Source organism: Gordonia cholesterolivorans (assembly GCF_039531975.1).
Taxonomy (GTDB): domain Bacteria; phylum Actinomycetota; class Actinomycetes; order Mycobacteriales; family Mycobacteriaceae; genus Gordonia; species Gordonia sihwensis.
In genome coordinates, this window is record NZ_BAAARB010000074.1 from 1 (window position 1) to 643 (window position 643).

At 63.5% G+C, this 643-nt stretch carries 2 protein-coding genes; both read right to left on the reverse strand.

All coding sequences use genetic code 11. The annotated features are described in order from the left end of the window. On the reverse strand, nucleotides 1-250 hold a 250-nt coding region (locus tag ABFX36_RS18940), incomplete at its 3' end, for an IS3 family transposase (RefSeq protein WP_346077834.1). A 29-nt stretch (nucleotides 251-279) separates the two neighbouring features. After that, nucleotides 280-561 (reverse strand): transposase, encoded by a 282-nt coding sequence (locus ABFX36_RS18945; RefSeq protein ID WP_346077836.1) that lies wholly within the window; start codon nucleotides 559-561, stop codon nucleotides 280-282. Nucleotides 562-643: the final 82 nt, after the last annotated feature.

Here is a 643-nt window from a genome sequence, read left to right on the forward strand (position 1 = left end):
CTTCCTCCTTCCACAGGCGGTGCACCTTCTTCTTGTTGATCTCGATACCGTCGTCGAAACGCAGGTGCGCCCACGCCCGGCGGAACCCGTGCCGCGGATTCTTGCGCGCATAGGTGCGTAACTGCTCGCGCAGCGCGGCGTCGGGGTCGGACGGGGTGTGCGCTTGCGGCAGCCGTCGATAGGCGGAACGGGAAAGCCCAACTACCCTGCACGCCATACGTTCTGACATGTTCTTGATGTCCTTGAGCATGTCGATGGCGGCGCGTTTGGCGGTTGGGCTCAGAATTTTCCCTTGGCGATCTCCCGCAGCGCGTCCTTCTCGAGTTCGGCATCGGCGAGCAGTCGCTTGAGTCGGCTGTTCTGATCCCGCAACTCTTTGAGTTCCTTGGCGGCATCGCCGTCCATACCGCCGTACTGGCGGCGCCAGTTGTACAAGGTGGCCCCCGACACCTCGAGATCGGCGGCGATCTCCTCGCCGGTCTTGCCTTCGGCGGCCAGCTCATCGGCCCGGCGCAGCTTGCGCACAATGTCCTCGGCCGAGTGACGCTTACGTCCTGCCATGGTCCTCATCGTCCCTTCTCTGCCCTCATCAGGGCAATCGGGACTCTAAAACAACCCGGACCGGTTCACGGGGGACACGCCA